Below are 25,108 nucleotides of genomic sequence, written 5' to 3' on the forward strand. Positions count from 1 at the left end.
TGTTTTTATTGGCTCAGCAGTGCGACACCACTGAGCCGTTTTTAATTATTTATGGAAGTTGTTCTCGATGATGGAAACAAGCTCGTCGCCGAAAGTTTTCACCATAATCATGTTCTTAACCGCTAACTGTTGCTTACCTTCCGGCAGACCCGTGATCTTCGCTGCAAGAGCAACCGAAGTAACGATGATGTCGAATGAACCAAGGTGTGATTTGTAATCAGTGATGGCGCTGTTAAAGGTCGAGCTTGGGATGCCTTTCTTGTCCAAATACTCTTTGATTTTCTTAGAGCACATCATTGAAGAACCTTGTCCTGAGCCACAGCACACTAAGACACGAACCGGTTTCTGGTCAGCGGCTGGTGAGATTCGAGTTTCTGATGTTGTAGAAGCTGCCGTTGTTGAAACAGATGGTGCTTCAGCGGTTGCTGTCGATTGTTGTGGAACCGCGACTTCAACCTCAATACCTTCAGGCGTTACTGCGGTCATTGTTTCAGCAGCAGCTTCTGCGTCTTCTTCAGCTCGTAGTTGCTTAGAAGCGAAGTACATGTAGATGCCAGCCAAAGCCAAAATCACAAAGAAGAACATGCTAGAGCTTGAGATACCTTGCATGATTGGTGGGAATACCAGAGCCCAGTCAGCCATGCCCATCCAGCCATTAAACTCAGTACCTGATTGAGCGAAGATATGGATTGCCCACGCAGAGCCAACCACTTCGATGATGCCCATCACGAAACAGATCTTCATCACCGCTTTCCAGCCACCAAAGTGGTTAGCAAACACACCGATAGTGGCGTTCGAGAAGAACATTGGGATAAAGCCAGGAATGATCATGATTGGTGCGTCAAACGCTAGCATTGCAAGAACAGCGGTGAATTGACCCACTGCGCCCCACATGAAACCAAATACCATTGCGTTAGGAGAGTAGGCGTAAATAGCAGCACAATCGATTGCTAAAACAGCGTTAGGAATAAGGCGTTGAGAAATACCGTTAAATGCCTCGGACAGTTCCGCAACGAACATGCGAACACCAGTAACGATGACTTGAATGGCAACAGCGAATTTCAAACCAGTTTCAAAAATGTAGATAAACCAGTGCGTTTTACCTGCCATGTCCTGAAGGTTATCAAGACCGAACGAAAGAAGAATAATGCCGAAGAAGCCAGTCATTACTAACGTTGTTGCAGCGATACTGTCGTGGAAAATGTGTAACCACTTAGGCAGTTTGATGTGGTCAACACTGTCGTTCTTGTCGCCAAGCTTCGGTGCAACCTTGGTGGCTACCCATGAAGCAAACTGTTGTTGGTGACCAATCGAGAAACCCGCACCACCAGTGACTTCTTGAGTCGGCTTGAACATGATGTTTGAGGAGATACCCCAGTACAACGCCATCAATATTGCTGAATAAATAATGGTTTCCCACATACCTGCACCAAGCACGAAGTAGAAAACAGCAATGAGGCCAGCTTGCTGGAACATGATATGCCCAGTCAGCATGATGGTTCTGATACCCGTAATACGTCGGAAGGCAACAAGTAGAATGTTTAGCCCAAGAGCCAGTAATACTGCATACCCAACCCAAGAGTAGTTGTCGCCCATGGTTTCCATGGTGGACATCATGGAGGTGTACGGGTCGATTACCGATCCCGTTAATCCATGTATTTCACTCATTTTTTCAATAACCGGTTTAAAACCCGCTACCAATGTTCCTGCACCTACCTGCACTATCATGAAACCAACGATGGTTTTAATAGAGCCGGAGATAACAGTTGTTGCGTCACGTTTTAGAAGGATGTAGCCGAGACAAGTAACAAGACCGAGTAGCAACGGTGCTTTGGTCATTACCTGACTGTAAAAAATATAGAAAATATCGTATAAGAATTCCATATCTTTACCCCTGATTGATTTTTAATTTTAATGATTTGTAGGATGTGATGATTCTAGTTTTGCTCACGAACTAGACTTTACCAATCAAAAGTAATCACTCAATGCTCACTTGTGATTACTTTGATTTATATCAATTAACCACACCCAGAATGTGCTTAATTGAGCTTTAGATCACACGCAAAAACAATAAATACAATAAAATCAACTACTTATAAAACATTGTGATTAATGTCTGGTTTTTATAGCGATGTGGTTTGACAATCATGATGGTGATTATTAGAATCAAAACAAATCAAAAGTAATCATTAAATTGTCACAACGACAAAAAGAGTGATAAATATGAATGAAGTACAAAGACATAACGGCATCTTGTCGCTGTTAGAAGATATGCAGACAATCAACGTCTCTCATATTATTGATAAATTTAGCGTTTCTCCTGCTACTGCTAGGCGCGATATCGCTAAGTTAGATGAAGTTGGCCGACTTAGAAAAATTCGAAATGGTGCGGAACGAGTAGAAACTCAGAAGAGAAAGTGGTCACCACTGAATATCAACAGCACTGAGTTCTATGAAGAGAAATCAGAGATTGCTCAAGCAGCTGCAGGGCTTTGTCAGGCTGGCGATACAGTCGTGATCAACTGTGGTTCGACGGCTTTCCTACTCGGTCAGCAATTATGTGGCGATGACGTTCAAATCGTAACGAACTACTTTCCACTCGCAAGCTACTTGATCAACGAAGATCATGACGATGTCATCATCATTGGTGGTCAATACAACAAAGCGCAGAACATCTTTCTAAACCCTGCCCCTAATTCATTAGGCGGCTATGCGGGAAACTGGATGTTCACCTCAGGTAAAGGCTTAACCGATGCCGGGCTGTACAAAGCCGACATGTTAACGGCCGTAGCCGAACAACAAATGCTCGAACAGGTCGATAAGCTTGTCGTCGTGGTCGATAGCTCAAAAGTTGGACAACGTACCGGAATGCTCTTTTGCAGCACCAAGCAAATAGACATCGTCATCACCGGTAAAGACGCCAATCCCGAAGTCGTAAAACTGATTGAAGCTCAAGGGACGCAAGTCATCCTAGTTTAAATCGCAGGGCTAACTAGCCCACCAATAATAATAAATTTAGCTCAGTGCCTTAATCCAAATTAAGGCGCTCGGCTCCCTACATCCAAAATTAATCAAATTATTGAAATAAAAGGTATTATCATGAGCAATGTAAACGAAATCACTCGCGAGTCTTGGATCCTAAATACATTCCCTGAGTGGGGCACATGGTTAAATGAAGAGATTGAACAAACAGTTGTGCAACCGGGTACCTTTTCTATGTGGTGGCTGGGTTGTACAGGTATTTGGCTAAAATCAGAAGAAGGTGCAAACCTATCAATGGACTTCTGGTGTGGTACTGGTAAAAAAACACAAGCCGTTCAAAAAATGAAAAACCAGCACCAAATGATGCGTATGGGCGGTGTGGAAGCACTTCAACCAAACCTACGTACCGCGATCTTCCCATTGGACCCTTTCGCTATCAAAGAGATCGATGCAGTTATGGCATCTCATGACCACGGCGACCACATTGATATCAACGTTGCAGCGGCAGTTCTACAAAGCTGCGGCGACCACGTTAAATTCATTGGCCCTAAAGCGTGTGTTGATTTATGGATGAAATGGGGTGTGCCAGAAGATCGGTGTGTTATTGCTAAAGTTGGCGACGAGATCAAAATCAAAGACGTGAACATCAAGGTTCTTGACGCATTCGACCGTACAGCTCTAGTGACACTTCCTGAAGGAACATCTTCCCTAGACAAAGAAATTCTAGACGGAATGGACGACCGTGCAGTGAACTACCTAGTAGAAACAACAGGCGGTTCAGTTTACCACTCTGGTGATTCTCACTACTCAAACTACTATGCTAAACACGGTAATGACCACAAGATCGACGTTGCACTGCTTTCTTACGGTGAGAACCCACGTGGCGTAACAGACAAAATGACATCTTCAGACATTCTTCGTGCTGCTGAGTCTTTGAACTGTGAAGTAGTTGTTCCGTTCCACCACGACATTTGGGCTAACTTCCAAAATGACCCGCGTGAAATCGAAATGCTGTGGAACATGAAGAAAGAACGTCTTCAATACGGCTTCGCACCTTTCTTCTGGCAAGTTGGTGGTAAATACACATACCCAACAGATAAAGGCCGCATGCACTACCAGCACTTCCGTGGCTTTGCAGACATCTTCACAAATGACCCAGAACTGCCATACCGCGCATTCTTGTAAACATTAAGAAAAGCACTAACTAGGGAGCAATGCGCTCCCTTTTTTTATCATCGAATAAGGATGTTGATATGGTATTACGTGAGTTCAAAAAGCATTTCAGTCATGGCGACCTGAAAGCAGCAATTGGTGTCGTATCACCCGGCGCCAATGGTTATTACTTAATGGTCAAAAGTCATAAGTGGGGAGTAAACAGCTTTCTTGAATCCGACAGAAAAATGCAACCCAGGGTATTCAAGACTCAACAAGCTTTGTTGAACGCCGCTAAAGCAATCGGTTTTTCCTACCACTCGATTGATATCCAACATTTATAATCAAGATGGTTAGATATTGGGTTGATTCTGTTATCGGTGTCGCTTCGTAAAATAACCAAACATTCAGAGCCTGAATACCACCACTCCAAAATCATCTGTTTATCTACTCGACAAAAATAATTCTTACAATTAAGCGTTTATATTCATTAATAATATTGGCGGCGGGCGGCATAATAGCCGCGAATCCTTCTAACGAGTTTGGTTATGTTCTACAAGCGTCTTTTGGTATTGGCTTTACCGCTTACTTTTGTGTTTCCCATCCATGCTGAAACGTTTGGTGAGCGAATGGCGCGCATCGAACAAGAGAATGTACTGGCGAAAACCATGAGTGAAGAACAAGTTGAATTGATACAAAAAGTCGTACAGACCAACCACTGCGCTAAAGTGGCGTTAACCCATCACCAACGCATTTTGGGGCAATATAAGGTTGAGACGTCTTCTTCGGAGTTATTCGTAAAATGGCGTCAACTCGGTAAGCAGTTAGACGCTCAATACGAGACAGATTACCCCGGCTACCCTAAGCACGATTTTCAAGAATATCCAGCAGCTTCAAGCAAAGTCGATGGCTACCTTTTTGCTCTAATCGACAATGGTTTAAACGAGCAATCGTGGATCGCCAAAGAGTTTAAGCAGTGTAAAAAGAATAAGCTCATATCCCGAACCTAAGCTCTAGTCTGCTCTGGTTCGAGAGCACTCACTCGCATTGGTTCTAATAAAGTAAGAACAGCCCTTCATAACCGCCAATTTCGATTTCACTCACATAGTCACCAACGTTGCCGTTAGCATCAACAGGTTTCATTGGGACATCCAGCGCAATGGTGAGTTTTGCCGCGTCATAAAAGCTCGGATTCTTACCGTGGAAATCCGTGCGATACAACACACGACCATTGCTGAACTCTCTCGCTAACACCATGTCCTCAGGACCACCAGCAACCACCTGATTTTCAGATTGATACATAAAGTACGTGAACGTCGGTAGAACGTGAGTCATGCCATTGGGCAGATCAGCATGCACCATTTCGTTCATCGAGGAATCGCCAACGATGGTGTAGTCAGCAGGCTGAGGTGTCGTTGTCGAAAGCATCAAAGGAATCGGCGCAAAGCCATGTGGGATTTGATGACTCGGCTCTCCCAAGTCAACGGCCAATAACGAACTGGGTTGGTAGGCGATGTTTTTAGGGACACCACTTTGCCAGAAAGTGTCAGCCGTCGTATTGCCACTTCCATAGACGTAACCATTGTTCCACTGATTAAAGTAGCTATGTTGAGCATGTCGATTGAGGTGGTAGATCGCTAGGGTCGAGTATTGGTCTTGCTTCCAATTATCTTCACTATTTCCAAGATACTGAACTCGCCCATAACGCGTTGTCGCCTGAAAAATAACACTTTGCCCATTGTAGGCGAGCGCAGAATTATCCCAGAATTTTGAGAGCCCCGAGTAACCACTAAACCCAGTAGACGGAAAAATGTAGTGCTCGCGTAAATACAGAGAGCCCGCCTCGCTAAGATGAGACTGTCCATTTCGACCCAGTAAGTTCGCGGTTCCGATATTCAACCCAATCGACGCATCACTTTCTAAAGCAGAAAGATTTTTGAGAAACGCTGAAAATTGTTGCTTGTAGAGATCATCCGCTTGATTCGAACCCGCAACAGCTCCTAACTCTTGAACATGCCCGCCAGAGTGAACATAGAACTGGTTCGAGCCAATGAGTTTATTTGTGTCGTCGTTGTACGCACCATTCAAACCTTGTCTTGCCCAGCTTTGCTTGTAGTAGCGATGAATAGCAGATAGATAATCCGCGTTTGCGACGTTCGTTAGCGACCAAGATGAGTTAGCGCTCCACATTCGACCAAATGGTACCACTCTTGATTCCCAACGAAAACGTGCTGTCGCGTTCTTATTGGTTCGATTTCGATACTCGCTTGGCGACAAGTAGTTATCACCATCTAGGTCTGCAGACACATCAAAACCACGGATTTTTCGCCATTGGCTGATAGCATTGCCGTCCGGGGTTGAAGTCGGAGCATCGGTTAACTTGACGGTTGGAAAACTGTTTTTGAGTTTTACTTCTTTTAAACGCGGCCTGTCGTCGGCATTCTCACTTTGCCAACGAACTCTCACAACGTATAAGCGCCCACCATCTCTCAAAAAGGTTGAACCAAAATACTGGCCGCCGCCATAACTCGCACCGCTCCCATCATGAGTTGTAGCTCTTAACCAGTTATCCGGAAGGTTCCAGATCACCGATTGGTTTTTGGTCATATTGAGCGTTTTGTCTTTCTTTACATCAAGCCTTTCCCATTGTGAAACCCTACCCTGAGAATCAATAGCAGTTGGGTATTCAATCCAAAATTCACCGCTGCCAGCAAACTGTGAGAACTTAAAGGTCAGCCGTTCGAACTGTTCAGCATGATAGACATACAAAGCCCCACCCTGTTCGAAATTCTCAAACACATCGGCATCCCACGGAGGCTCTTGATACAACCAAAAACCAGCATGGTCTTCACTGGCTGTATAACCCAAGATCATAGGTTTTCGGTTTAAAAGGGTCTTTTCGCCATGAGTTTTATCAACTTCGGCAATGACAGTATCTTCAGAAAAGTGCAGGAAATAGTCTTCGAAATTGAGGCCTTCTAACTCAGCTTGGTTACGGAGATCGTTCTCCAACCAACCCGAGTTCATCGCCATGACTTGGTTGTACATATAACCAATTGTCGTGGCCCGCTCATTGTCGGCTTTGTCGGCATAAGCTCCGAACACAATATCACTGTTGGAAATTTCCCAATCAATGACGGCATTCGTAGATAGTGGGGAGCCCAAAAGATCAACACCAACTTCATGTTGCCCTGGCAGCACAACCGCTGTACCAACAGCAAAAGCGTAACCAGCGATTAAACATGACGGTATGAGTGCGAGCAGCCCAGAAATGTAGGTTTTCATGATTCAAATTTCCTAATCGATACTGTCATGCCTTAAATCACAAAACGAAAAGTCAGCCAACTTACGTGTCAATTTAGGAATCAAAATACGAAAAAAGTATCGACTACATGGCTCTATTGTTCAAGTGCTCGTCTGTCTTGTTTCATCGGTGGCAAGTAAAACGAGCAAATGCCGATTCAAAATCAATGCATTAAGGAAAATATAAGTTTTTGTGATTTTAATTTTATTTGGAAACCAAGTATCTCCGGCTAACGAGAAATCAGCTCAGATTTTCTCAAAATGAGAATAATACGGTTTGGAAATGAGAAGTTATCAGAGCCTAGAACTCAGAATAGGACTTGGATTTGCTGTATCGAATCTCAGTTTGAGCGCCACACTATTGAAACTCAATTTGGATAGGCTGTCTAAACAAGAACGATGACAACGCTCCTTAAAGCCTCTTGTTCCACTTCCCTTGATGGTCGCGATCGCAATTTTCTTGCGTATCGTAGCTAACATGCTTATCGATATTCTTCAGTTGAATTCCAACTTGATTGAACGCTTGTTGAATAGCCCCTGAGACACTCTGTTGACCTTCGCCACTTAAGAAGTTCGTTCTATCCTGATTGGTATCGAATACACAGACAATTTTCAAACTTTGCGGAAAAGATGAGAAGTTGACCGAGTGAGTCACCCATAAAAAACCATCGAAGCCTTTCAGCGTGTCTTCACAAACGTCAGTTAACACGTCTCTGATTTGATTCTCGATTTTCTTATCTGATTTACGCATGCGGCAAAGGTCCTATTTAACACCTTAAAAAATAAGGTTTTTCGGTCAGTTTCGTACTACCTGATATTGGACACTGTGGCGGTTTCAAATGCAAAGTATTTATTGGGGAGAGTCGACTGGAAGATATAGAGGAAACGCCTCATGTTTGATAGCTTACGAGGCGATCAAACATGAGACGAGTATAGAATTTACTAAAACATTAGCTCGCCGCTTGTTCCCAATCAGTTAATAACTTCATGATTACGCGAGAGTCTTGGTGGGTTGCCATTGGCTCATCAAGCGCTTGCCAAGATCAGAGGGCGTGGTGTTATGGACGATCATCTCATCACATTGGTTGAACACCATGAAGTGTTTAAGCTCATCGCATAAGGCGTGAATTAATGATTCATGGTTTTTGATTCGATCTTCAACAACCAAGTTACGGATATTGAGCAAACCACTCTTCCTGTCGACCTTGCAATCCATTCGTGCCACCAGCTCACCTTGCCACAGAATCGGTAAGCTAAAATAACCAAACTGACGCTTGGCCTCTGGAACATAGCATTCTAGGAGGTAATCAAAGTTGAACAATGATTGCATTCGCTTTCGTTGAATCAGCAGGTTATCAAACGGAGACAGTATCTTAAGCTTGGTTCTGGAAAGAGGTTGATTCAGCAGTTCAAAAGCACCTGGCAGGACATAGTAATCAGAGCCTTGAATATCTACTTTCAGAACCTGCTTATCTTCAAGCATCTGTTGGAGTGCTCTCTGAATCAAAGGCTTTGTGTTCTTGAGTAGGTAGCTCATTTCCGACGCTATTCCAACTCCGTTAGCCTCTAAGTAACGCTTTATGAGATGCTCGATGTACTCTTGTTCTGTCGGCTCAGAGGTATCAATTCCGCTCGGTAAAACTCGCTCGGTTAGGTCATACACCTTATGAAAGTTAACTCGGCTTGGCACCATTAAGTCGCCTTGCATGAACAATGTTTCTAATGCTTGCTTGGCCGGTTTACCGCCCCAACCGCCGGGGTTTGGCCTATCCCCTTCAAAATCTTTCGCCATCAACGGCCCTTCATTCTCAATACGTTTGAGAACATGAGCCATCAGTGCGTCATCCTTTTTATACCAATGCCTGAGCTTACCGCTCGCAAAGCCATTCTTGCGGTGTAGGCTGAATCGGAAGTCACGCATGGGTAAATACGCGGCGGCATGCGACCAATACTCAAATACTTCTCGACGCTCTAACAGCTTATCAAGATGGTTCAGTTGGTAATCTTGATTGCGATTCCAAAGCGTGTGGTGGTGAGCTCGCTGAATCACAGAGATGGTATCAATTTGCACATAGCCAAGGTTTTCAATCGCAGACAACGTGTTCGCCAAAGCGCCCCCATTGCGTTGCTTTTTAGGGGGTAATTTCTTAGGCGGAAGCTTTTGCGAAAGCAGTACCATTTTTTGCGCTTGAGCGAGTGACAGTGATTCCATGAAATTCAGACTCTAATTGATACCAATGATCCGTTTATGATTCAGCAATAAGCTCTTGAAGAATCTGCTTGTAGGTTTCTACCGTCTGCGCGCCCGTTACTGCACTCTTACGGTTGAACACCACAGTAGGAACCGCAGAGATCCCCATGCGTTGCCATTCAAACTCTTGCGCTTCAATTTGCTTCAAGTTGTCGGTGTTCTTTAGGCGCTTCAGTGCCTTCGTTGAGTCTAAGCCAACCGCTTCAAGCTCTTGTGCAATGACTTCAAGATCGGACAGGTCTTTTTGCTCTGTGAAGTGAGCAGCAAAGAAGCGTAGCTTTAACTCAGTCTGTTTGCCGTGCGCTAGTGCAAAATCGAGAAGTACATGTAGATGACGTGAATTGACCATTCTCATACTGTCATAGAAATTGAAATCGAAACCAACCGCTTGGCCGCGAGCCGAAAGCTGTTCTCGTGAACGTTGGCTCTCTTCTGCGCTAGAACCGTATTTTCTCATGATATGGGCACGCAGGTTTTCGCCCTCTTGCGGCATGTCAGGGTTAAGCTCAAACGGCTGCCATTCAAGTTCAATCTGGTCTTCTAAACCAAGTTCCGCAACGGCTAGCTCTAAGTTTTTGTAACCGACTACGCACCACGGGCACATTACGTCAGAAATAATATCAAGTTGAAGTTTCTTGCTCATAATCATTCCAAATATCGTTACTAAGGCGTATCCAATTCAAAGTGAATACCCATCTTTCTGGTTAGACTACAACAAGCTGAACACTCGTTCAAATTTAACTCAATACAACAGCAGCCAACAAAAAAGCCAACTCATTTTCATGAGTTGGCTTTGATAAAAATCGAATCTAGCTTAAGAGCGTTACGCTAGCAACTTCTCAAGTACTTGGAACACACCCGCGTCAACGTTACTTGGCGCGCCAAAACGCGCGATCTCTTTTAACTTTGGATGCGCGTTTTCCATCGCGTAAGAGTGGTAGCTCTCTTTAAGCATTTCCAAGTCATTTAGGTAATCACCAAAGCTCATGGTCTGCTCGTAAGTGAAACCTAATGTGTTCTGTAGATGTTTAATCGCCGCACCTTTTGACGCTTCAGCGTTCATCACATCTAACCAAATTTTTGCGCTTACAACCACTTGGTAGTTCTCACCGAATTTGGCATCAATAGTTGGGTTCACTTTCTCTTGTGAACCGTCGAAGTGACAGATAGCCACCTTGATGAAATCGTCTTCTACCGCCAGTAAGTCTTCTACTTGCTCACGGCGATGGTAGTACTTAGAGATCTCCGCCAGAGCACGCTCATCTTTGGTTTCGATGTATGCCGATTTCTTACCGCATAGCACCACATGCGCGCCTTCAATAGCTCGAGCTTCTTTAATGATCTCTTTAATGGCATCGGTATCAAGCAAGCAGCTGTAAAGTTCTTGGCCTTTGTGCATCACTAATGTGCCGTTTTCAGCAATAAACATCATGCGATCTTTAAGCGGGGAAAATGTTTCTAGCAAGCTGTAATACTGGCGGCCAGACGCGGCAGCAAAAATAATATCTTGCGCTTCTAAGCGCTCATAAAGATTGAAAAACTCAGGGTCGAGCTTTCCATGCTCATCGAGTAAGGTGCCATCCATATCAGTCGCGATAAATTTGATGTTTTGTTGGGGCATGTCGGGCGTACCTATTATTGGATTATGATCATTCGTTATCTTGAGTAACGGTTCTGGGTTCGATTATATCGCTAGAGTCGCTGGTGAATACAATGCTTATTTTACCGCCTGTCAGTCACTGTTTCACATCTTTCCAAGGCAAACGCTAACAGAAGCGCATTCCAGTTTGAAGGGTTAAGTCCTACATACAAGATGTGCGTTAGATCACACTCCACTATATTCTTTCCCGTCTCTCCATCACTTTATTCCGACCACAGTCATTATGATTTTAGCTATTATTACGACCTTGCTTTGCATCGTTACCGTCAAGTTTCTAATCACACTTGCGAACTTAGAGCGCCATCGTATTCACATTGAACCTAAAATATCGTTCAAAAGAACTGAGTGGCCGACTGTTTCCGTCATTATTCCTGCGCGAAATGAAGAAGACAATATTGAAATCAGCCTTGGCTCTCTATTGAAGCAGAGCTACCCAAAAGACAAGTTTGAAGTCATTGTTGTTGATGACTTTTCTACTGACTCAACCCGTGCAAAAGTAGAAGCATTGATCAGTAAGTTCGACGTTAACGCGCGCTGTATTTCAGGTAGAACGTTACCGACCGGATGGCTTGGTAAGAGCAATGCATGTATGGCTGGCGCACTCAACGCGAGCGGTGAATATGTGTATTTCATTGATGCAGATACCGATTCAGCACCCGCGATGCTACAGAGCGTTATCGACTTTGCTATCCAACAAAAAACTGATCTCTTATCGTTTAATCCAAAACAAACTTTTGCGTCTGTGGCAGAAAAAGCGACCTTGCCGGGCATCTTTCTATCGATCGCATCTTATATGAACTTTAAAAACTCGAACGACATGACTAAGGAAGAAGCGATTGCTAACGGTCAGGCGATGTTGTTTACCCGAAAATCCTACGACGCAGTCGGTGGACACGCCGCAGTAGCAAACGCGATATCGGAAGACATCGCCTTTGCAAAAGTCATGAAGGTCAATGGATTTAAGATTTTCTGGGCATTTGCAGACAAACTAATGAGTACGCACATGTATTCAGACTTCAACTCAATCTGGGCTGGCTTTTCCAAAAACATGAATCTTATTGTGAATTGTCAATCGCAAGCACAAGCTTTAAAAGTCTTCATCAAAGCCAACATCATCGCATGGGCGGGACCGCTTTTGATGCTGGTATCGGCGAACGCCTTCATCAGTGACATGTCTGCCATTCATGCTTATTCGCTCATTGTCAGCTCTGTGATGCTCTTGGTGTCGATCGTCACCTACTTCATTTTGGTTAAGGAACTGTTTGTTCCCGCAAAATTTGCGTTAACCGTACCCTTCGGTATTTGTGTTCAAAGCCTACTCGTGCTGAACAGTTACCGCTTATCTAAAACCAATAAAATCAGCTGGAAAGGGCGCTCATTAACATGATGAATAAGATTATTACTTTGCTTCTTCTTGCTTGTTCAGTTTCGGTGTTTGCATCAGACACCGATGGCTGGTCACTGGCACGCGATAAAAAAGGCATCGAGGTTTATAACCGTAAAATTGAAGGCAGTCACTTTAAAGAATTTCGAGCAGAAGGCGACATCAACGCGTCCCTCACTTCTATTATCGCACTCTTTATCGATACCTCTGTTGGCACGCAATGGGTAGAAAACATCGATGACATGAAAGAAATAGAGCATTTTAGTGCGGCGCACACGATCACCAAAACCTATACCAAGGCACCTTGGCCAGTTGCCGATCGTGAAGCTATCGTAGAGAACGTCATCACTCAAGATCCAGAGACGATGGTTGTCACCATTGATCAGCATGGTAGGCCTGATTACCTGCCAAACAATAATAAAAAAATCATCAGAGTGGCTGAATTAGAGGCGAGTTGGATCCTGACACCAATCGACGAAAACACCACCCATATCTCTTATCGAGTATTGAGTGATCCAGGTGGCGATATTCCGTATTGGCTCATTAACATGGTGGCCGTTTCTCAGCCTTACAACACGCTTCGCGGGTTATCTAAGATGTTGGATTCTGGTGAGTACACCGATCGTCGCCTTGATTTCATCGAGAACTACACGTCACTTTAACAATGCAATGAATACTCTAGAGGTCTATATTGTGAAATTTCCATTCTCTCCAATCGCAGCGATATTGCTTGTAGCATCAAGTTCAGTATTTGCTAATCAAATTATTGTCGATACTAAAGGTGTTGATGAAACACAGTATCACGCCGATCTGTATGAATGTGAGCAATACGCTCAACAAGTGAAGCCTGAAGAGGTCGATTCTCTTGGCAGCGATATTGTCGGTTCAACCGCTAAGGGTGCAGCGCTGGGTGCGGTTGGTGGAGCCGTCTCTGGCGGGAGTGGTCATGATGGTGCAAAAATTGGTGCTGGCATCGGTATTATCAGCGGCGCTTTAAAGCACGGTGCTCAAAAAAGACAATCCGCCGAGCTATCTGAGCAGCAGAAGTTTCAAGTGAATCGTAACTGTATGATCAACCGAGGCTATACCGTTCTTAACTAGCGGATAACCGAGCAAAATGGCGTTTAATCGATGTTCACGCCATTTTGCGTAGCTGAGTCAAAGCAGAGTTCAACCATAGTCCCTGAATCGCCACCTTAAAGTTCGTTCAAATAGACAGTGAGCATTGACCCCTATTTAAAATAGGCTTATCATTAATCGTCTTTTAACGATTAATGAAAGTGAGACGTCAATATGAACTCAACTTGCTCGACATCTGGTGGCTGTTCTCTGCCCATCGAACACGGTGATGCTAAAGCAGAAAAGCAAATGGCCGCACTGGCGAAAGCACTCGCTCACCCAGCAAGAATACGTATATTGAGTATCCTTTCCACGTTAGAAAAATCGGGCGGCTGCTTGAACAGTGATCTGGTGAGTGAATTGGGTTTAGCTCAATCAACGGTATCAGAGCACTTAAGAATATTGAAAGCCTCAGGTTTTATTACGGCTGAGTCGATTCCGCCGAAGATGTGTTACCGCATCGACCGCGACAATATTCAACGCTTCGAATCGATATTTAACAGCATTTTAAAATAGAAGTTCACGCTTGAATGATCGGCTTTGATAGCCTTTACTTTTAAGCGTGTTTTTTTGCCACAACCAATCGTTTTTCGACGATTTACGATGTCAACTAAGAGAGATTATCATGAAACCAAAGTTAGGTTTTCTAGATCGCTACTTAACACTGTGGATTTTTATTGCCATGGGCCTTGGTGTACTACTCGGCACCCTATTCCCACAGATCGAACAGTGGAACGATTCAATGTCTGTTGGCACCACTAACATTCCGCTTGCGATTGGCCTTATCTTAATGATGTACCCACCTCTGGCTAAGGTTAACTACAACCTGCTAGGCACTGTGGTAAAAGATAAGAAAGCCATTAAGCTCTCTTTGATCATGAACTGGATCGTTGGTCCAATTCTGATGTTTGTATTGGCACTAACTTTCTTGGGAGACCACCCAGGTTACATGGTCGGCGTGATTCTGATTGGTCTTGCTCGCTGTGTGGCGATGGTGCTGGTTTGGAACGACATCGGCGGCGGTAACAAAGAGTACGGCGCGGCATTGGTTGCTCTAAACAGTGCATTCCAAGTGGTGAGCTACAGCTTTATGGCGTGGTTGTTCATCAGCGTTCTTCCACCAGTATTTGGTTACGAAGGCATGTTGGTTGATATCTCGATGATCGACATTGCACATAGTGTACTTATCTACCTAGGTATCCCATTCCTAGCGGGCTTCCTAAGCCGTAAGATCCTTGTGTCGATGAAAGGCGAGCAGTGGTACAACGACGTATTTATTCCACGCATCTCTCCAATCACACTGATTGCACTACTGGCGACTATCGTTCTGATGTTCAGCCTGAAAGGTGAAATGATTGTTGAACTGCCAATGGACGTTCTATTAATTGCGGTTCCACTGACTATCTACTTCACTGCGATGTTCTTCATCAGTTTCTTCATCGGTAAAAAGATGGGCATCGAGTACGACAAGAACGCATCAATTGCATTTACAGCAACAGGTAACAACTTCGAGCTAGCGATTGCCGTGGCTATCTCAGTATTCGGTATCAACTCAGACCAAGCGTTTGCAGGCGTTATCGGTCCACTGATTGAAGTCCCTGTGCTGATTTACCTTGTGAACGTGGCGCTTAAGATGAAAGACAAGTACTACAACGGTCAGACGGTTAAACCTAGCGTATAGCATCTACGTCTACACCTAGAACTAGAACTAACAAAAAGCAGCATCACTTTGAACAGAAAGGCTCACACGTTAAACGGTGAGCCTTTTCTTTATTCAGTTTCGTCTAATAGGCCTTTCAATGCTTGTTCAAGCCAAAGTAATGCAGGACCTTTTGAGCGTGTTTTAGACAGAACAAGATCAACCGGAGGCGACCAAGTTTTATGGTCAAATGACACATTCACCTCTACCAAGCGCTGTTTAATAAGCTCTTCTTCAACAAGGTGTTTCGGTAAGTATGCCCAACCGATATCGCTACCAAGAATCATCTCTTTAATGACGATAAAGCTGTTTGACCACCATACCTTTCCGGCAATCAGCGGAAACTGATCCATCACCTTGCCTTTGTCTCCCCTCAACATTAACTGACGATGCGGGAGTAAGTCAGTGAGTTTCGCCACACCTGTTTTTGCGAGCGCATGACTTGGATGACACACAGCAATAAACGGTAAGTGACCGATAAAGCAAGGCTCAGAGCCGACATCAAAAGCCAAGTTGGTAAACATCAATCCAATGTCGGCCCTCTCTTCGATAATCAACGGATTGACCTCTGTCGTGGTACACGCAACCAGTTCAACTTCGGTCGCAGGGAATTGTTGACTGAACTGACTAAGGATCTTAGATAGGTTCGGAACCAGCAATGAATCATCTAATGCAATTTTGATGAGCCCCTCTTCACCGCTACCCATCGCGTTAACCGTCACATTCAGATCTTCAACCTGAAGCACGATTGCTTTCACCTGTTTAAATAACTGCTCACCCGCTTTGGTTAGTGAAGGCTTTCGAGTCGAACGATCAAAAAGCTCAACATTAAAATCGATTTCAAGATTACTGATGCCTTGGCTCACCGCCGACTGTACCTTACCCAAATGACGAGCACTGGCAGAAAATGACCCTAATTCAACGGCATACACAAACATTTTCAGTTGTTCAATGTTGTACATTCGGTTTCTCCCAAACTTACTATCACTATATGTGATACTAACTATCTTTATATTATCACTTAAGTAGATATTATCTAGCCAAGTCATTAGCCCATCGGCGGCTATTTAATCGTAAAGAGAGTTAGAAAAATGTCACATAAAGAACGCATGTTGCACATGGTGCTATTTGAATTGGTTGCTTTGGTTCTAATGGCAGGGCTTGCAACCTATGTTACAGGAAATGGCGCAGGTGAAATGGCAGGCTTAGCGCTTGCAATATCATTGATAGCGATGGCTTGGAACTACGTTTACAACTATGGCTACGACAAAATTTACGGAACAGACCGAAGCAAAAGAACCACGAAAACACGTATCCTGCACGGATTAGGTTTTGAGCTTGGCTTAATGACAGTGACTCTACCTGTCTTGATGTGGGTTCTACAACTCGACTTCCTAACCGTACTGATCATGGACATAGGCCTAGTTATTTTCTTCGTACTTTACGCGATAGCGTTCAACTGGGCGTATGACTCAATTCGAGATCAATTGGTAGCGAAAGGAAAAGTTGCAGCTCTGGTTTAGAGCGGTAAGTTCGTCTCGTATAACAAGAACATACACCCAAATGAAAACTGCCAAACTACAACATAGTTGGCAGTTTATTCATTTATGCATATAAGCTCATTTGTTAACGCCCTTGTTACATAGCAAAAACATCACACAGCCCTCCCTAATTAAGTCTAATAATCCGCCACTCACGAAGTAGCATCACAAATCCAAACATAAACTCCTCGTACCAGTTGCGCATTCATTTACATATAGGTAGTTTGAGCGGCTTCGCAACCTATCAATTCGAGCAATGACGTTCATGCGAGCATCTTTTTCGAGCAAAAGTGTTCGGATTAACATTTCAAGTGACTTTAATTAACAATTTTATGCTCAAACGCTCACTTTTAATGTTCGTTTATTTTCGAGTTCGCAAATATATGCACAATACACGTGCTAGATAAGCAAAACTAAAAAGGACTCGAACATGACAACAAACAAACACCCTTCTTTATTTGGGCAATGCTTGGCTGAATTTATCGGTACAGGATTACTCATATTCTTTGGCGTTGGCTGTGTGGCCGCTCTGGTATTAACTGGTGCGACATTCGGACAATGGGAAATCAGCATCATCTGGGGCTTCGGTGTTGCGATTGCAATTTACTGTACTGCCGGCGTTTCAGGCGCACACATCAACCCAGCCGTAACGATTGCACTGGCCATGTTCCATGGCTTTGATAAAGCAAAAGTGGTGCCTTACATCATTTCGCAACTGCTTGGCGCTTTCTGCTCTGCAGCATTGGTTTACAGCCTGTACAGCAACCTATTTACTGACTACGAAATCGCACATAACTTCGTTCGTAGCAGCCAAGACGCACTATCAACTGCTGGTATCTTCTCGACTTACCCACATGCTTCACTTTCTTTCTTCGGCGCTTTTGCTGTGGAATTCGTGATTACTGCAGTGTTGATGTTTGCCATTTTAGCGTTAGGTGATGAGAACAACGGCGCATCTCGCGGTGCAATGAACCCTCTACTGATCGGTATTCTTATCGCGGTTATCGGTGGTTCTTTAGGTCCACTGACGGGCTTTGCAATGAACCCTGCTCGTGACTTCGGACCAAAACTGTTCGCTTACTTTGCAGGTTGGGATTTCGCACTAAGCGGTGCACGTGATATTCCTTACTTCATCGTTCCAATTCTTGCTCCAATTGCTGGTGCGTGTTTTGGGGGTTGGTTGTACCCACGTGTTATCGGTGCTTACCTACCAGTAGAAGGCCAAGGCTGCACAATTCCAAACCAATGTGAAACAGAACAAGAAGCTGAACAAGCTCAAGCTTAATCCCTAAGCGACCTTACATTTACTAAAATATAAATAACGAAAGAAAAAGGATTCTTACCATGACCGAGCAAAAATACATTGTTGCCCTAGACCAAGGCACCACAAGTTCTCGCGCTGTAATCCTCGACCACGATGCAAACATCGTAAGCTCTTCTCAACGCGAATTTACTCAGATTTATCCTAAAGCCGGTTGGGTTGAGCATGATCCAATGGAAATCTGGGCAACTCAAAGCTCTACATTGGTTGAAGCGCTTGCTAAAGCAGGCATCCGCAGCGATGAGCTGGCGGGCATTGGTATCACTAACCAACGTGAAACCACCATTGTTTGGAACAAAGAAACGGGTAAGCCGGTTTATAACGCAATCGTATGGCAGTGTCGCCGTACAGCAGACATCTGTGAAGACCTAAAAGCACGTGGCCTAGAAGACTACGTACGTGACAATACTGGCTTAGTCCTTGACCCGTATTTCTCAGGTACCAAAGTAAAATGGATTCTAGACAACGTTGAAGGCGCTCGCGAAGACGCTGAAACTGGCAAACTACTGTTCGGTACGGTTGATACTTGGTTGGTTTGGAAGATGACTCAAGGACGTGTTCACGTTACGGATTACACTAACGCGTCACGTACTATGTTGTTTAACATCAACGACCTATGCTGGGACAGCAAGCTACTAGACGAGATGGGTATTCCAGCATCAATGATGCCTGAAGTGAAACGCTCTTCTGAAGTTTACGGCCAAACGAACCTTGGTGGTAAAGGCGGTACTCGTATTCCAATCGCTGGTATTGCGGGTGACCAACAAGCAGCGCTTTACGGTCAAATGTGTGTTGAAGCTGGTCAAGCGAAAAACACATACGGCACGGGCTGTTTCCTACTGATGAACACAGGCCAAGAGAAAGTCACATCGAAAAACGGCCTTCTAACCACACTGGCATGTGGCCCTAAAGGCGAACCTGCATACGCACTGGAAGGTGCAGTATTCATGGGCGGCGCATCAATCCAATGGCTACGTGATGAAATGAAGCTACTGGCTGGCGCAGAAGACTCTGAGTACTTCGCAACCAAAGTAGATTCTTCAAACGGCGTTTACGTAGTCCCTGCGTTTACTGGTTTAGGCGCACCATACTGGGATGCTTACGCTCGCGGTACGATTGTTGGCCTGACTCGTGGTGTTAACTCTAACCACATCATTCGTGCAACACTGGAAGGTATTGCTTACCAAACTCGTGACGTATTGGATGCGATGCAAGCGGACTCTGGCATCAAGCTAGCAAACCTACGTGTTGATGGCGGCGCAGTAGCGAACAACTTCCTAATGCAATTCCAATCAGACGTGCTAGATACAGAAGTTCACCGTCCTGAAGTAACTGAAGTTACCGCTCTGGGAGCAGCATACCTTGCTGGTCTAGCAGTTGGTTTCTGGGACAGCATCGATGAGCTTCAAGACAAAGCAGTACTAGACCGTACGTTCTTGCCACACCACGATGAAGAAAAGCGTAACCGCCGTTACAAAGGTTGGAAGCGTGCTATCAAGTGTGCACAAGTTTGGTCTGAACTGCACGATGACGACGAAGAGTAAAATCGAGCGTTCGAATAATCACTCTCTTATCGATTGAATTGTTCGTTCCTCAGTAAACGAAACTAAAAAGAGCACTATTTTGTGCTCTTTTTTGCGTTTGGAGCCAATTTTTCATGTTTTGATCAACGTTTTTGCGGTTTGGACATAATTCCTTACTATCATTACTTCTCTCTCCTCATCAATTCGAGCACAATAGCGCGAGTTAATATTTTCGATTGTGACGCGCTAGAGCCCATAGCGTGCAGGGAGTGGTAAGTTAAGTGAAGCAGATACCAAGACACCAGCAGATTGTAGACCTGGTAAAAACACAAGGATATGTGAGCACCGAAGAGCTCGTAGAGAAGTTCGATGTTAGCCCACAAACCATCAGACGAGACCTCAATGAGCTGGCTGATAGCAACAAAATCCGTCGTTATCACGGTGGTGCAACCATTCCTCTTAGCTCAGAAAACACCTCTTACAACACGCGTAAAGCGCTTAACTTCAATGAAAAAGATGTGATTGCCGACGAGCTGGTTAAACACATTCCAGATGGTGCAACCTTGTTCGTTGATATCGGCACCACACCAGAATCCGTGGCACGCGCGCTGAACAAAAACCACAAACAACTCAGAGTCGTGACTAACAACATCAACGTTGCCAGTATCCTGCTACCAAACCCAGAGATAAAGGTTATCTTGGCAGGTGGCGAAGTGAGAAACCGTGATGGCGGTATCGTGGGTGAAGCAACACTCGATTTCGTGAAGCAGTTCCGCCTCGATTTCGGCATTCTAGGGATCAGCGGCATCGACTTTGACGGCTCACTGCTTGATTTTGACTACCATGAAGTTCGAGTGAAGCAAGCTATCATCGAAAACAGCCGCAGCATCTTCCTGGCAGTCGACCACAGTAAGTTTGGTCGTAACGCGATGGTTAAGCTCGGCAATATCTCTCAGGCCCACATGGTGTTTACTAATAAGCAGCCACCGGAAGAGATTCTCAACATCCTTAAAGATTCGGCAATACCATTAGAAGTGATCGATACCGCTCATCCTATGAGCGAATAACTAAACATAAGAGCTCAGTGACGCCACTTTCTTAAATGAATCACCATTCTTTATAGAAAAGTTAATAAAGTAAAACTTGCTCGCTGTCACTGTCGCTTCTATGCTCGAATTAGTCTTATTTGAACCTCTGCTTTCATAAGCAGAGGTTTTTTTATGCCCAAATCACATAAAACGCGCATAAACGAAAATAATAAATGACCGCAAACGAAAGTTCATATAGGATTCAATTATGTTCTAAAATGCTCGTTCGCTCAGAAAGAGGTCAAAACCATGAGTGCTCAACAAAATAATTCAAACAACAGTACATCTTCCACTTTAGACTTGATCGTGATTGGCGGCGGCATCAATGGTGCAGGCATCGCGGCAGATGCAGCAGGTCGTGGTCTAAACGTTGGCTTATACGAAGCAAATGATTTCGCGTCTGCGACGTCTTCTGCTAGCTCAAAGCTTATCCACGGTGGCCTACGCTACCTTGAACATTACGAATTTCGTTTGGTTTCGGAAGCACTCGCTGAACGTGAAGTCTTGTTAAGAAAAGCGCCTCACGTTGCTCAGCCAATGCGTTTCCGTTTACCTCATCGACCATTTTTACGCCCAGCTTGGATGATTCGCTGTGGCCTATTCCTTTACGATAACTTGGGTAAGCGCACCACTCTTCCTGGAAGTAAGACAGTCAACCTAGCAAAATCAGGGCTACTGAAACCAGAAATGAAGACAGGCTTCGAATACTCAGATTGCTGGGTGGATGATGCTCGTATGGTATTGCTCAACGTGTTGGCAGCAAAAGAAAACAACGCAGAAGTACGTAACTACTGCCGTGTTGAAAAAGCGCACCGCGAAGGTGGTATTTGGCATGTGACGATCCTTGATGTGATGACAAACCAACGCTTTGAACGCAAAGCAAAAGCGCTGGTTAACGCAGCTGGTCCTTGGGTTAAACAGTTCTTTGATGATGGATTAGAGCAGGCTTCGCCTCGTAACATTCGTCTTATCAAAGGCTCACACATTGTTGTGCCACGCATTCATGACGAGCCACAAGCGTACATTCTGCAAAACAAAGATAATCGTATTGTGTTCATGATCCCTTACCTAGATAAGTTCTCGATCATCGGCACTACCGACCTTGAATACAAAGGCGACCCACGTAACGTCGCCATTGATGATGTCGAAGTGGATTACTTGATTGATATCGTTAACCAGCACTTTGTTAAACAGCTTGGCCGTGAAGACGTGGTATGGACATACAGTGGCGTAAGACCGCTTTGTGACGACGAATCGGATTCACCACAAGCGATCACTCGGGACTACACGTTGGAATTGGACGCAGAACTGGATCAAGCACCACTGCTTTCGATCTTCGGTGGCAAATTAACCACTTACCGTAAGCTCGGCGAAGCAGCACTTAAGAAGTTAGAACCACACCTAACCAATATGGGTGCGCCTTGGACAGCGAACGACACGCTTCCAGGTGGTAACTTTAGTTGCAGCAGAGAGCAACTTGCGAAGATGATCCACACTAAATACCCTTGGGCATCTGAAGCGTTGTTGCTTCGCTACGTGACTCAATTCGGTACTTATACGTGGAAACTATTGGAAGGCGCGAATAACGAAGCTGACCTTGGCACCCAATTCTCAAGCGAAGCCCATGGCGTTTATCAAGTTGAAATCGATTACTTGATCAATGAAGAGATGGCGATGACTGATGAAGACATCTTGTGGCGCAGAACCAAGCTTGGCCTGTACATGAGCGAATCCGAGCAGCAAGCGGTGACGGATTACCTGAAAGAGAAACTACAAAGCAAGGTAGTGAGCTTTTCTCAAGTAGGCTAACCCCACCAGCCTAAGCATGGTTCAAGAACATACTTAACAACGAAGCTTAGCGTCCCCCGCGCTAAGCTTTTTTATTGCCTGCTATTCCGGCCTAAGAACTCGATCAGATAAATCTCTCGATTGATCGTCTCCTTCGCACGGACTGAGGCTTTGTTCACTCCCCCATTTTCAACAAAAACTAAATAGTGTTTTATTAATCCGGTTGATTATCAACTTCATAAAAGGTTGCTATTCTTTACCTCAATGAAACGACACATTTAAAAACGCTCGCTATGTCAGCGCTTTAATAAGGAATCTATTCCATGCAAAAAGTTATTCTGATCACAGGTTCTACCGATGGTATCGGCTTCGAAACGGCAAAAGTACTTGTTCAACAAGGCCACCACGTTTTATTGCATGGACGTAACCCAAGCAAGCTCAAAGACGTAGAGCAGCAGCTTGTGGCTATCTCTGATGAAGCGAAAATTCAAAGTTATGTGGCAGACTTGTCTGTTCTGGCTGATGTGGATGCGTTAGCTGACGAAATAATTGCTGATCACGATAAGATTGATGTACTGATTAACAACGCAGGTGTGTTCAACACTCCGAACCCAATCACTAAAGACAGTTTAGATGTTCGTTTTGTTGTGAATACTATTTCACCATACCACCTGACTAAACGTCTGCTACCTGTCCTCGATGCATCTAGCCGAGTAGTGAACCTATCTTCAGCGGCGCAAGCAGCAGTGAACATCGAAGCGCTAGAAGGTAAAAAACCGCTTTCTGATAGCGACGCTTACGCACAAAGCAAGCTTGCGATCACCATGTGGACTCGCGAGATGGCAAAAGAGTTAGGTTCTACAGGGCCAATGGTGGTTGCGGTCAACCCAGCTTCGTTACTAGGCAGTAAGATGGTGAAAGACGCTTACGGTATTGCAGGCGGCGACCTAAGCATCGGTTCTGATATTCTGGTTCGCGCATCATTGTCTGATGAGTTCGCACAAGCAGGCGGTCAATACTTTGATAACGACAACAACACGTTTGCGAACCCGCATCCAGATGCGATATACGGTGATAAATCACAGCAAGTTGTCGCTAAAATTGAAGAGATCATCAAAGCGACGCTTTCTTAATCGCGACCACTCATGCTGAGTTAATTTGCAAATCTCAATAAAAAAGCCCTGCGTTTCTAATAAATTAACTTAGAAACGCAGAGCTTTTTCGTACAACGTTTGCCTCTACGTTTGTTCCCAATACGGCGGGTTACCGTAATACTCAGAAAAGTAGTCAATGAAGGCTCTCACCTTTGGCGCAAGTAACCTTGTGCTTGGGTACACAGCCCAAATCGCAGGCTCAGAGGTTAATGGGTAATCTTCTAATATTTGAATCAGTTGACCGCTTTTCAGTTGCTCATACGCACACCAATTCGACGTCACCGTGATACCCATACCACCTGAGGCTGCGTCACGCAGTGCTTCCCCGTTATCTGCCCTGAACGATCCCGATGCCTTAATCGTCTTAGGCCCGCTTTCAGTATTGAAGGTCCAGTTTTCTAAACCAATTAAGCTAATACACTGATGATCATTAAGATCTCGAGGTGTAGCTGGCTTACCATATTTGATTAAGTAATCAGGCGATGCACACACAATACGCTTGTCTGTCGCAAGTTTTCGGGCAATCAGTGTCGAGTCTTTCAGCTCTGAGATACGAATTGCGATATCAAAGCCACCCTCAACAACATCCACCATCGAATCTGATAGCCTGAGATCGACTTTTAACCCAGGGTAGCGCTCTAAGAATCCAGGTAAAGCAGGAACAAGATGCAAACGTCCAAAAGACGCAGATGCGGTAACTCGAAGCGTTCCGGTTGGAGAATCACAGCCCACACCGACCGCCGATTTGGCAGCATCCACGCTCGATAACACTTCTTCAGCATGAGGTAAGAATGCTTCCCCCTCTTCGGTTAAAGAGACCTTACGAGTGGTTCTGTGGACCAAGCGAACGCCTAAATTGTCTTCCAGTTTACTGATGTGCGAGCTTGCAACAGCAGGAGATAAACCAAGCTCTTGCCCAGCCATGCTGATGTTATGTGTGGAAGCTAAACGAACAAACAATTTGAGGTGTTCAATATTCATGAGATTACCAATAAAATCTTAAAAATCGTGTACCAATAACCCTCATTATGCGTCATTCATATAACAATACAACGTATTAACTCAGTTGAATTGTGAAGAAGTGATTGAGCAATCGAGTAGGAGGAGGCCTCACGGCCTCCGTCCTCTCACACCACCGTACAA

The 25,108-nt window shown here is 44.6% G+C and carries 23 protein-coding genes; 15 read left to right on the forward strand and 8 right to left on the reverse strand.

Going from position 1 to position 25,108, the window contains the following annotated elements; genetic code table 11:
- Positions 1-45: 45 nt before the first annotated feature.
- The gene (locus tag AB6D58_RS14370; RefSeq protein WP_017060920.1) at positions 46-1,884 is read right to left on the reverse strand and encodes a PTS ascorbate-specific subunit IIBC; all 1,839 of its coding nucleotides are present in this window, start codon (positions 1,882-1,884) and stop codon (positions 46-48) included.
- A 339-nt stretch (positions 1,885-2,223) separates the two neighbouring features.
- Here AB6D58_RS14370 and ulaR point away from each other — a divergent pair, with 339 nt between their 5' ends.
- The 4 genes from ulaR to AB6D58_RS14390 all read left to right on the forward strand — a co-directional run bounded on the left by ulaR (position 2,224) and on the right by AB6D58_RS14390 (position 5,144).
- The gene (gene ulaR / locus AB6D58_RS14375; protein WP_017064005.1) at positions 2,224-2,979 is read left to right on the forward strand and encodes an HTH-type transcriptional regulator UlaR; all 756 of its coding nucleotides are present in this window, start codon (positions 2,224-2,226) and stop codon (positions 2,977-2,979) included.
- 120 nt (positions 2,980-3,099) lie between these two features.
- Entirely contained in the window at positions 3,100-4,167 is a 1,068-nt protein-coding gene (ulaG, locus tag AB6D58_RS14380; protein WP_372157617.1) for an L-ascorbate 6-phosphate lactonase, read from the forward strand.
- 68 nt (positions 4,168-4,235) lie between these two features.
- A complete protein-coding gene (locus AB6D58_RS14385) occupies positions 4,236-4,478 on the forward strand; it encodes a hypothetical protein (protein ID WP_372157619.1) in 243 nt (80 codons plus the stop codon).
- Between the two features lie 204 nt (positions 4,479-4,682).
- Entirely contained in the window at positions 4,683-5,144 is a 462-nt protein-coding gene (locus AB6D58_RS14390; protein ID WP_102320686.1) for a hypothetical protein, read from the forward strand.
- Positions 5,145-5,187: 43 nt separating this feature from the next.
- Here the strand turns inward: AB6D58_RS14390 and AB6D58_RS14395 are convergent, their stop codons facing one another.
- From AB6D58_RS14395 to AB6D58_RS14415, 5 genes are all read right to left on the reverse strand, one after another.
- Complete coding sequence (locus AB6D58_RS14395) at positions 5,188-7,419, reverse strand: hypothetical protein (RefSeq protein ID WP_372157620.1); 2,232 nt, start codon at positions 7,417-7,419, stop codon at positions 5,188-5,190.
- Positions 7,420-7,849: 430 nt separating this feature from the next.
- Positions 7,850-8,188, reverse strand: a complete 339-nt coding sequence (locus AB6D58_RS14400) for a hypothetical protein (RefSeq protein ID WP_017060926.1) — start codon at positions 8,186-8,188, stop codon at positions 7,850-7,852.
- 240 nt (positions 8,189-8,428) lie between these two features.
- On the reverse strand, positions 8,429-9,649 hold the full coding sequence (locus AB6D58_RS14405; RefSeq protein ID WP_136982429.1) for a winged helix-turn-helix domain-containing protein: 1,221 nt from the start codon (positions 9,647-9,649) through the stop codon (positions 8,429-8,431).
- A 34-nt stretch (positions 9,650-9,683) separates the two neighbouring features.
- Positions 9,684-10,331, reverse strand: a complete 648-nt coding sequence (locus tag AB6D58_RS14410) for a DsbA family oxidoreductase (protein WP_017060931.1) — start codon at positions 10,329-10,331, stop codon at positions 9,684-9,686.
- Between the two features lie 180 nt (positions 10,332-10,511).
- Positions 10,512-11,309 carry a Cof-type HAD-IIB family hydrolase gene (locus tag AB6D58_RS14415; protein ID WP_017069716.1) on the reverse strand — a complete coding sequence of 266 codons (798 nt, stop codon included), beginning with the start codon at positions 11,307-11,309 and terminating at the stop codon, positions 10,512-10,514.
- A gap of 262 nt (positions 11,310-11,571) precedes the next feature.
- Between AB6D58_RS14415 and AB6D58_RS14420 the strand changes: the two genes are divergently transcribed.
- From AB6D58_RS14420 to arsB, 5 genes are all read left to right on the forward strand, one after another.
- The gene (locus AB6D58_RS14420) at positions 11,572-12,735 is read left to right on the forward strand and encodes a glycosyltransferase family 2 protein (RefSeq protein WP_017064013.1); all 1,164 of its coding nucleotides are present in this window, start codon (positions 11,572-11,574) and stop codon (positions 12,733-12,735) included.
- The gene (locus AB6D58_RS14425) at positions 12,732-13,394 is read left to right on the forward strand and encodes an START domain-containing protein (RefSeq protein WP_372157622.1); all 663 of its coding nucleotides are present in this window, start codon (positions 12,732-12,734) and stop codon (positions 13,392-13,394) included. The genes AB6D58_RS14420 and AB6D58_RS14425 overlap by 4 nt, the downstream gene beginning before the upstream one ends.
- Positions 13,395-13,425: 31 nt before the next feature.
- Positions 13,426-13,833, forward strand: coding sequence for a glycine zipper family protein (locus tag AB6D58_RS14430; RefSeq protein ID WP_029235181.1), 408 nt, complete (start codon positions 13,426-13,428; stop codon positions 13,831-13,833).
- A 192-nt stretch (positions 13,834-14,025) separates the two neighbouring features.
- Entirely contained in the window at positions 14,026-14,367 is a 342-nt protein-coding gene (locus AB6D58_RS14435) for a helix-turn-helix transcriptional regulator (protein WP_017064015.1), read from the forward strand.
- A gap of 109 nt (positions 14,368-14,476) precedes the next feature.
- Positions 14,477-15,532, forward strand: a complete 1,056-nt coding sequence (arsB, locus tag AB6D58_RS14440; protein ID WP_017065681.1) for an ACR3 family arsenite efflux transporter — start codon at positions 14,477-14,479, stop codon at positions 15,530-15,532.
- Between the two features lie 89 nt (positions 15,533-15,621).
- Here arsB and AB6D58_RS14445 read toward each other — a convergent pair whose 3' ends face one another.
- Positions 15,622-16,512 (reverse strand): LysR family transcriptional regulator, encoded by an 891-nt coding sequence (locus AB6D58_RS14445; protein WP_136979074.1) that lies wholly within the window; start codon positions 16,510-16,512, stop codon positions 15,622-15,624.
- A 129-nt stretch (positions 16,513-16,641) separates the two neighbouring features.
- On the opposite strand from AB6D58_RS14445, the gene AB6D58_RS14450 reads away from it, so the two are divergent.
- From AB6D58_RS14450 to AB6D58_RS14475, 6 genes are all read left to right on the forward strand, one after another.
- On the forward strand, positions 16,642-17,073 hold the full coding sequence (locus tag AB6D58_RS14450; protein ID WP_372157624.1) for a PACE efflux transporter: 432 nt from the start codon (positions 16,642-16,644) through the stop codon (positions 17,071-17,073).
- 448 nt (positions 17,074-17,521) lie between these two features.
- A complete protein-coding gene (locus AB6D58_RS14455; protein WP_019827050.1) occupies positions 17,522-18,376 on the forward strand; it encodes an MIP/aquaporin family protein in 855 nt (284 codons plus the stop codon).
- A gap of 59 nt (positions 18,377-18,435) precedes the next feature.
- Entirely contained in the window at positions 18,436-19,956 is a 1,521-nt protein-coding gene (gene glpK / locus AB6D58_RS14460) for a glycerol kinase GlpK (protein WP_102320695.1), read from the forward strand.
- A gap of 260 nt (positions 19,957-20,216) precedes the next feature.
- Positions 20,217-21,002, forward strand: a complete 786-nt coding sequence (locus AB6D58_RS14465) for a DeoR/GlpR family transcriptional regulator (RefSeq protein ID WP_372157626.1) — start codon at positions 20,217-20,219, stop codon at positions 21,000-21,002.
- 270 nt (positions 21,003-21,272) lie between these two features.
- Positions 21,273-22,832: a glycerol-3-phosphate dehydrogenase gene (gene glpD, locus AB6D58_RS14470; protein ID WP_372157628.1), complete on the forward strand. Its 1,560-nt coding sequence runs from the start codon at positions 21,273-21,275 to the stop codon at positions 22,830-22,832.
- A 302-nt stretch (positions 22,833-23,134) separates the two neighbouring features.
- Entirely contained in the window at positions 23,135-23,944 is an 810-nt protein-coding gene (locus AB6D58_RS14475) for an SDR family NAD(P)-dependent oxidoreductase (protein WP_372157630.1), read from the forward strand.
- Positions 23,945-24,049: 105 nt separating this feature from the next.
- On the opposite strand, the gene AB6D58_RS14480 is transcribed toward AB6D58_RS14475, so the two are convergent.
- Positions 24,050-24,946 carry a LysR family transcriptional regulator gene (locus tag AB6D58_RS14480; RefSeq protein ID WP_372157631.1) on the reverse strand — a complete coding sequence of 299 codons (897 nt, stop codon included), beginning with the start codon at positions 24,944-24,946 and terminating at the stop codon, positions 24,050-24,052.
- Positions 24,947-25,108: the final 162 nt, after the last annotated feature.

Origin of the sequence: Vibrio sp. 10N.239.312.D08, from assembly GCF_041466145.1 — a bacterium.
Taxonomy (GTDB): Bacteria; Pseudomonadota; Gammaproteobacteria; order Enterobacterales; family Vibrionaceae; genus Vibrio; species Vibrio crassostreae_C.